This window comes from Pontimicrobium sp. MEBiC01747 (assembly GCF_053601635.1).
Map to the genome: position 1 here is coordinate 1 of NZ_JBSHNS010000046.1, position 6,816 is coordinate 6,816.

General features: G+C 34.2%; 6 protein-coding genes. All 6 read left to right on the top strand.

The genetic code is table 11. The features are described from left to right. Positions 1 to 241 precede the first annotated feature (241 nt). Positions 242 to 1,219 (top strand): VPGUxxT family thioredoxin-like (seleno)protein, type 2, encoded by a 978-nt coding sequence (locus ACVC2P_RS00670; RefSeq protein WP_452596558.1) that lies wholly within the window; start codon positions 242 to 244, stop codon positions 1,217 to 1,219. 107 nt (positions 1,220 to 1,326) lie between these two features. Further along, positions 1,327 to 1,782: a MarR family winged helix-turn-helix transcriptional regulator gene (locus tag ACVC2P_RS00675; protein WP_452596559.1), complete on the top strand. Its 456-nt coding sequence runs from the start codon at positions 1,327 to 1,329 to the stop codon at positions 1,780 to 1,782. 1 nt (position 1,783) lies between these two features. Continuing rightward, positions 1,784 to 4,192, top strand: a complete 2,409-nt coding sequence (locus tag ACVC2P_RS00680) for a 3-hydroxyacyl-CoA dehydrogenase/enoyl-CoA hydratase family protein (protein ID WP_452596560.1) — start codon at positions 1,784 to 1,786, stop codon at positions 4,190 to 4,192. Between the two features lie 42 nt (positions 4,193 to 4,234). After that, positions 4,235 to 4,594, top strand: a complete 360-nt coding sequence (locus ACVC2P_RS00685) for a four helix bundle protein (RefSeq protein ID WP_452596561.1) — start codon at positions 4,235 to 4,237, stop codon at positions 4,592 to 4,594. Between the two features lie 56 nt (positions 4,595 to 4,650). Further along, complete coding sequence (locus ACVC2P_RS00690) at positions 4,651 to 5,844, top strand: acetyl-CoA C-acyltransferase (protein WP_452596562.1); 1,194 nt, start codon at positions 4,651 to 4,653, stop codon at positions 5,842 to 5,844. A 105-nt stretch (positions 5,845 to 5,949) separates the two neighbouring features. Next, on the top strand, positions 5,950 to 6,816 hold an 867-nt coding region (locus tag ACVC2P_RS00695), incomplete at its 3' end, for an acyl-CoA dehydrogenase family protein (protein WP_452596563.1).

The following is a 6,816-nucleotide window of genomic DNA, read 5'->3' on the forward strand; positions in this document are numbered from 1 at the left end:
TATAATAACACTCTCATTAAAAGTGAGTTTATTTAATATTTACACACCCAATAATCAACAATTTCAAGAAACCTTTAAAGAAATGAAAACTCTACATATTTTAAAGATTTAGACAGTTATATCCATTAAAAAAAATCTAGAAAAGAAGTATTAGATATTGATTTATAATCCTTTTAACATCTCTACTTGTAAGATTTTCAAACTATTTAAGACTTAATTCCTGAAAATAAAACCAGGAATTATGCAGCATATTATAAAAACTATTACGTTAACATTAATACTAACACTCTTTCAAAATAGCAATGCGCAAGAACGCACAAACCCAAAAAATCAAGATGAAGAATTAGGTAAAGTAAGTTGGTATCGCGATTACGATGCAGCTATTGCAGCCTCAAAAAAAGAAAACAAACCCGTTTTAATATTATTCCAAGAAGTACCAGGCTGTGCAACTTGCAGAAACTATGGCCATAATGTATTAAGTAACCCTTTAATGACAGAAACCATAGAAAATGAATTTATTCCGTTGGCAATATTCAACAATAAAAAAGGAAAAGATTTAATTACATTAAAAAAGTATAACGAACCAACCTGGAACAACCCAGTGGTACGAATTGTAAACAAAAAAGGAGATAATATAGTAAAAAGAGTCGCTAGCGATTATTCTGCAAAAGGACTATACCACGCTATGGTAAAAGCACTAAAAGCAGAAGGCAAAATAATACCAGAATATGTAAAAATTTTAGGGCAAGAATTAACTATTAATTTCAACACCCCAAATATAAAAGAGACCCATTATAAAATGTATTGTTTCTGGACAGGCGAAAAACAATTAGGCTCACAAGATGGTGTTTTAATAACACAAGCAGGTTTTATAAATGGAGAAGTAGTAAAAGTAAAGTATGATGCAACTAAAATATCTGAAGAAACTTTAAATACATTTGCAAAAGCTAATAAAATGTCTCCCGTTATCTCTAAAAACAAGTTTATATGGGCAGAAAAAGATGAAGATTATTATCTGCAACACAGTCAATTAAAATTCTTACCTTTAAGCCAAGTTCAAAAAACCAAAATAAATAGTGCCTTAGGTAATAGTAAATCACCTATACCCTATTTAAGTCCAAAACAAAAACAATGGTTAGCTAAAGTAGATGCAAAAAATAGTGAAGTTCTCTATAATAAAGATTTCGATAGCGCTTGGAATAAACTATTAGACTCCTAAACTACAAACCAATGTTTTTATAAATCAAAATAATCTTTTTTAAAATTTACTATGCGTGCATAGTAAATTTTTATTATATTTGGGAACTAACAAATAGTTCCCTTAAAATGAAAGATAAAACGATAGATTATATTTTACGCACAACATGGCTGGCTGTGAATAAAATGTATAACGAAGAAGCTGCCAAATTTGACTCTACAATGGCAACTGGATTTACTTTATTAAGTATAGACCCAGAAAATGGCACACCTTCAACTTCTCTAGGCCCAATTATGGGAATGGAAGCCACAAGTTTATCTCGTATTCTAAAAAGAATGGAAGAACTAGGTTTAATAGAACGTAAACCCAACCCTAATGATGGTCGTGGCGTACTAATACATTTAACCGAATTTGGTAGAGAAAAAAGAGAATACTCAAGAGACCGTGTTTTAATCTTTAATGAGACAGTAAGAAAAAATGTTTCCGAAGAAAAACTAAAACACTTCTACGAAGTATCAGAAGTCATCAACGAATTAATTTCAAACAAAAAAATATACAACCAAAAACAATCTGTTTTAAAATAATATGAGCACACGTAGAATAAAAAAAGTCGCGATAGTTGGTTCCGGAATCATGGGAAGCGGTATCGCTTGTCATTTTGCCAATATTGGTGTAGATGTCCTGTTATTAGATATAGTTCCTCGTGAACTAAATGCTAAAGAAGAAGCTAAAGGATTGACCTTACAAGATAAAGCAGTCCGTAATCGCCTGGTTAATGATGCCCTAACGGCCTCTATAAAATCGAAACCAGCACCATTATACCATCCCTCTTTTAAAAACCGTATCACAACAGGAAACCTTGAAGATGATATTGCTAAAGTGGCAGATGTAGATTGGATTATGGAAGTTGTTGTAGAAAGATTAGATATTAAACAACAAGTTTTCGAGAAATTAGAACAACACAGAACACCAGGAACGTTAATTACCTCTAACACTTCTGGTATTCCTATTAAGTTTATGAGTGAAGGAAGAAGCGAAGATTTCCAGAAACATTTCTGTGGTACTCACTTTTTTAATCCAGCACGTTACTTAAAATTATTTGAAATAATTCCAGGACCTAAAACAGAGGCGTCAGTTTTAGAATTCCTAAACGGTTACGGAGAGAAATTCTTAGGTAAGACATCTGTAATAGCTAAAGACACACCAGCATTTATTGGAAACAGAATTGGTATCTTTAGTATTATGAGTTTATTCCACACCGTTAAGGAGATGGATTTAACAATAGAAGAAGTCGATAAATTATCAGGGCCAGTTATTGGACGACCAAAATCGGCCACTTTCCGTACAGTAGATGTTGTAGGTTTAGACACCTTAGTGCATGTAGCTAATGGAATTAGAGAAAACTGCAAAGATGACGAGCGTTTAGAATTGTTTAAACTACCAGATTTCATCAACACTATGATGGAAAATAAGTGGTTAGGAAGCAAAACTAAGCAAGGGTTCTACAAGAAAACAGTATCGGCAGAAGGAAAAAAAGAAATCCTTTCATTAGATTTAAACACATTAGAATATCGTTCTGCTAAAAAAGCAAAATTTGCCACATTAGAATTAACAAAATCTATAGATAAAGTAGCAGATCGTTTTAAAGTATTAGTAAAAGGAAAAGATAAAGCAGGAGAATTTTACAGAAAAAGTTTCTCGGCATTATTTGCTTACGTTTCAAATCGTATTCCTGAAATTACAGACGAGCTATATAAAATAGACGATGCTATGAAAGCAGGATTTGGTTGGGAACATGGACCTTTCCAAATTTGGGATGCTATAGGAGTAGAAAAAGGAATAGAAATGATGCAAGCCGAAGGTTTAAAACCAGCAGACTGGGTTATAGACATGCTAGAATCTGGAAGTGATGCCTTCTACTCTATTAAAGATGGAGCTACATACTTCTACGATATTCCTAAAAAATCTCAAGAAAAAATACCAGGACAAGACGCATTTATCATTTTAGATAATATTAGAAAAACAACAGAAGTCTTTAAAAATTCAGGAGTATCTGTTCAAGATTTAGGAGATGGAATCTTAAACGTAGAATTCCAATCTAAAATGAATACCATAGGTGGAGATGTATTAGCAGGACTTAATAAAGCTATTGATTTAGCAGAAAAAGATTTCGCAGGATTAGTAGTAGGAAATCAAGCTGCAAACTTCTCTGTAGGCGCAAACATAGGTATGATTTTCATGATGGCTGCCGAACAAGAATACGATGAGCTAAATATGGCCATTAAATATTTCCAAGACACCATGATGCGTATGCGTTACTCTGCAATACCAACAGTAGCTGCACCACACGGTATGGCATTAGGAGGCGGTTGTGAACTATCAATGCATGCCGATAAAGTAGTTGCTGCAGCAGAAACTTACATTGGTTTAGTAGAATTTGGAGTTGGTGTTATTCCTGGCGGAGGAGGTTCTAAAGAAATGGCTTTACGAGCATCGGACACCTTTAAAAAAGGAGATGTACAACTTAACACACTACAAGAGTACTTCTTAACAATAGGTATGGCTAAAGTAGCGACATCTGCATACGAAGCTTTCGATACAGGAATCTTACAAAAAGGAAAAGACATCGTTGTTGTAAATAAAGACAGACAATTAGCAATAGCAAAAGCACATGCAAAATTAATGGCAGATGCAGGATACAGTCAACCAGTAAAACGTAAAGATGTAAAAGTACTTGGTAAACAAGCCTTAAGTATGTTTTTAGTAGGAACAGATTCTATGGAAGCAAGTAACTACATAAGTGAACACGACCATAAAATAGCTAACAAATTAGCATATGTAATGGCTGGTGGGGATTTATCTGAACCTACTCTAGTAAGCGAACAATACTTATTAGATTTAGAAAGAGAAGCCTTCTTATCGCTTTGTACAGAACGTAAAACTTTAGAACGTATTCAGCACATGCTTACTAAAGGGAAACCGTTAAGAAACTAGACTAATAGAGACTAGATTATAGACAATTAGATTTTTAGATAAATGGGAAGACATAATTTTAAAAAATTAAAAATTTGGCAGGATGGAATTGCACTGGTAAGTGACAGTTACAAACTAACAAAGACATTCCCTGATACTGAAAAATTCAATTTGATTAGCCAGATGAATAGATGCGCTGTATCAATACCATCTAATATTTCTGAAGGTTCAAGTAAAAGTACAAATAAGCATTTCAAAAAATATTTAGAAAATAGCTTAGGTTCAGCATTCGAATGGGAAACACAATTAATTGTTGCATTTAATGAAGGCTATCTAGATAAAAATAAATTTGAAACGCTAGAAAATAAAATATTACAAATTCAAAAAATGTTAGGAAAGTTTATAGATAACCTAGGTAACTAGTCTAATTTCTAGACGTCTAGACTCTAGATTCTTATTAATTAACAAACAGTAGAACTATGAAGACCGCATATATAGTAAAAGCATATAGAACAGCAGTTGGTAAAGCACCAAAAGGCGTGTTCCGTTTTAAAAGAACAGATGAACTGGCAGCAGAAACCATTAAACACATGATGAAAGAACTGCCTAACTTAGACCCTAAACGTATAGACGACGTTATAGTTGGTAATGCAATGCCAGAAGGATCTCAAGGACTAAACATGGCACGTTTAATCTCTTTAATGGGATTAGATATTGTAGATGTACCAGGAGTAACAGTAAATCGTTTTTGCTCATCAGGAATAGAAACTATTGGTATGGCAACTGCTAAAATTCAAGCGGGAATGGCCGATTGCATCATTGCAGGAGGAGCAGAAAGTATGAGTTCTGTACCAATGACAGGATTTAAACCAGAATTAAATTATGATGCTATTGTAAAAGCAGGACATGAAGATTATTACTGGGGAATGGGAAATACTGCCGAAGCTGTAGCAAATCAATTTAAAGTATCTCGTGAAGATCAAGATGAGTTTGCATACAACTCACACATGAAAGCCTTAAGAGCACAAGCCGAAAATCGTTTTCAAGATCAAATTGTACCAATAAATGTTGAACAAACATACATTGACGACAACGGAAAAAAAGCAACAAAATCCTATACCGTAACCAAAGACGAAGGCCCACGTAAAGGAACTAATAAAGAAGCTTTAGCAAAACTTAGAGCTGTTTTCGCTCAAGGCGGAAGTGTAACAGCTGGTAACTCATCGCAAATGAGTGATGGTGCAGCCTTTGTTATGGTAATGAGCGAAGACATGGTAAAAGAATTAAATCTAGAACCAGTAGCTCGTTTAGTAAACTATGCAGCTGCAGGTGTAGAACCTCGCATTATGGGAATTGGGCCAGTAAAAGCCATCCCAAAAGCATTAAAACAAGCAGGGTTAAAACAAGACGATTTATCTTTAATAGAATTAAACGAAGCCTTTGCCTCTCAATCTTTAGCAGTCATTCGTGAGTTAAACTTAAATCCAGACATTATAAATGTTAATGGAGGAGCTATCGCTTTAGGGCATCCATTAGGATGTACTGGAGCAAAATTATCTGTACAGTTATTCGATGAAATGCGTAAGCAAAACATGAAAGGGAAATATGGTGCCGTAACGATGTGTGTAGGAACAGGGCAAGGAGCATGTGGAATATTTGAATTTCTTAACTAGAAAATAGACGATTAGAGTCTAGAGCATAGACTTAAAAAATAAAATATTATAATCAACAAAGCAGTCTAGAATCTAAAATCTAGCTGTCTAGAATCTACAAATAAAATGGAAGAAAAAGATTTATTAAGAGGAGGGCAATTCCTTGTAAAAGAAACAGATTGTGAACACGTATTCACTCCAGAAGATTTTTCAGAAGAACAAAATATGATGAAAGAAGCGGTTATGGAATTCAATGACCGTGAAATTATACCTAATAAACCACGCTTTGAAGCTAAAGATTATGCTTTAACCGAAGAGTGTATGAAAAAAGCTGGCGATCTAGGATTTCTTAGTGTTGCTGTACCAGAAGCATACGGAGGATTAGGAATGGGATTTGTCTCTACAGTATTAACTTGCGATTATATTTCCTCTGGTACAGGATCTTTTAGTACAGCATTTGGAGCACACACAGGAATTGGTACAATGCCAATTACATTATATGGTACAGAAGCACAAAAGCAAAAATACGTTCCAAAATTAGCATCAGGAGAATGGTTTGGAGCATACTGTTTAACAGAACCAGGAGCAGGATCGGATGCTAACTCAGGAAAAACTACAGCTGAACTTTCAGAAGATGGAAAATCGTATAAAATTAATGGTCAAAAAATGTGGATATCAAATGCAGGATTCTGTAGCGTATTCATCGTTTTTGCACGTATAGAAGACGATAAAAACATTACTGGTTTTATTGTTGAAAATGATCCATCTAACGGCATCACTTTAGGAGAAGAAGAGCATAAACTTGGTATTAGAGCAAGTTCTACTCGTCAAGTATTCTTTAACGACACTGTTGTACCTATCGAAAATATGCTAGCTGGTCGTGGAGAAGGATTTAAAATCGCCATGAATGCACTTAATGTTGGCCGTATTAAATTAGCAGCAGCTTGTTTAGACTCTCAACGTAGAATATTAACTATTGGGGTACAATATGCT

What these genes read in the sequence shown, in the direction of transcription:
- ACVC2P_RS00670 (WP_452596558.1), top strand. Translation starts at nt 242, where the DNA reads ATGCAGCATATTATAAAAACTATTACGTTAACATTAATACTAACACTC.
- ACVC2P_RS00675 (WP_452596559.1), top strand. Translation starts at nt 1,327, where the DNA reads ATGAAAGATAAAACGATAGATTATATTTTACGCACAACATGGCTGGCT.
- ACVC2P_RS00680 (WP_452596560.1), top strand. Translation starts at nt 1,784, where the DNA reads ATGAGCACACGTAGAATAAAAAAAGTCGCGATAGTTGGTTCCGGAATC.
- ACVC2P_RS00685 (WP_452596561.1), top strand. Translation starts at nt 4,235, where the DNA reads ATGGGAAGACATAATTTTAAAAAATTAAAAATTTGGCAGGATGGAATT.
- ACVC2P_RS00690 (WP_452596562.1), top strand. Translation starts at nt 4,651, where the DNA reads ATGAAGACCGCATATATAGTAAAAGCATATAGAACAGCAGTTGGTAAA.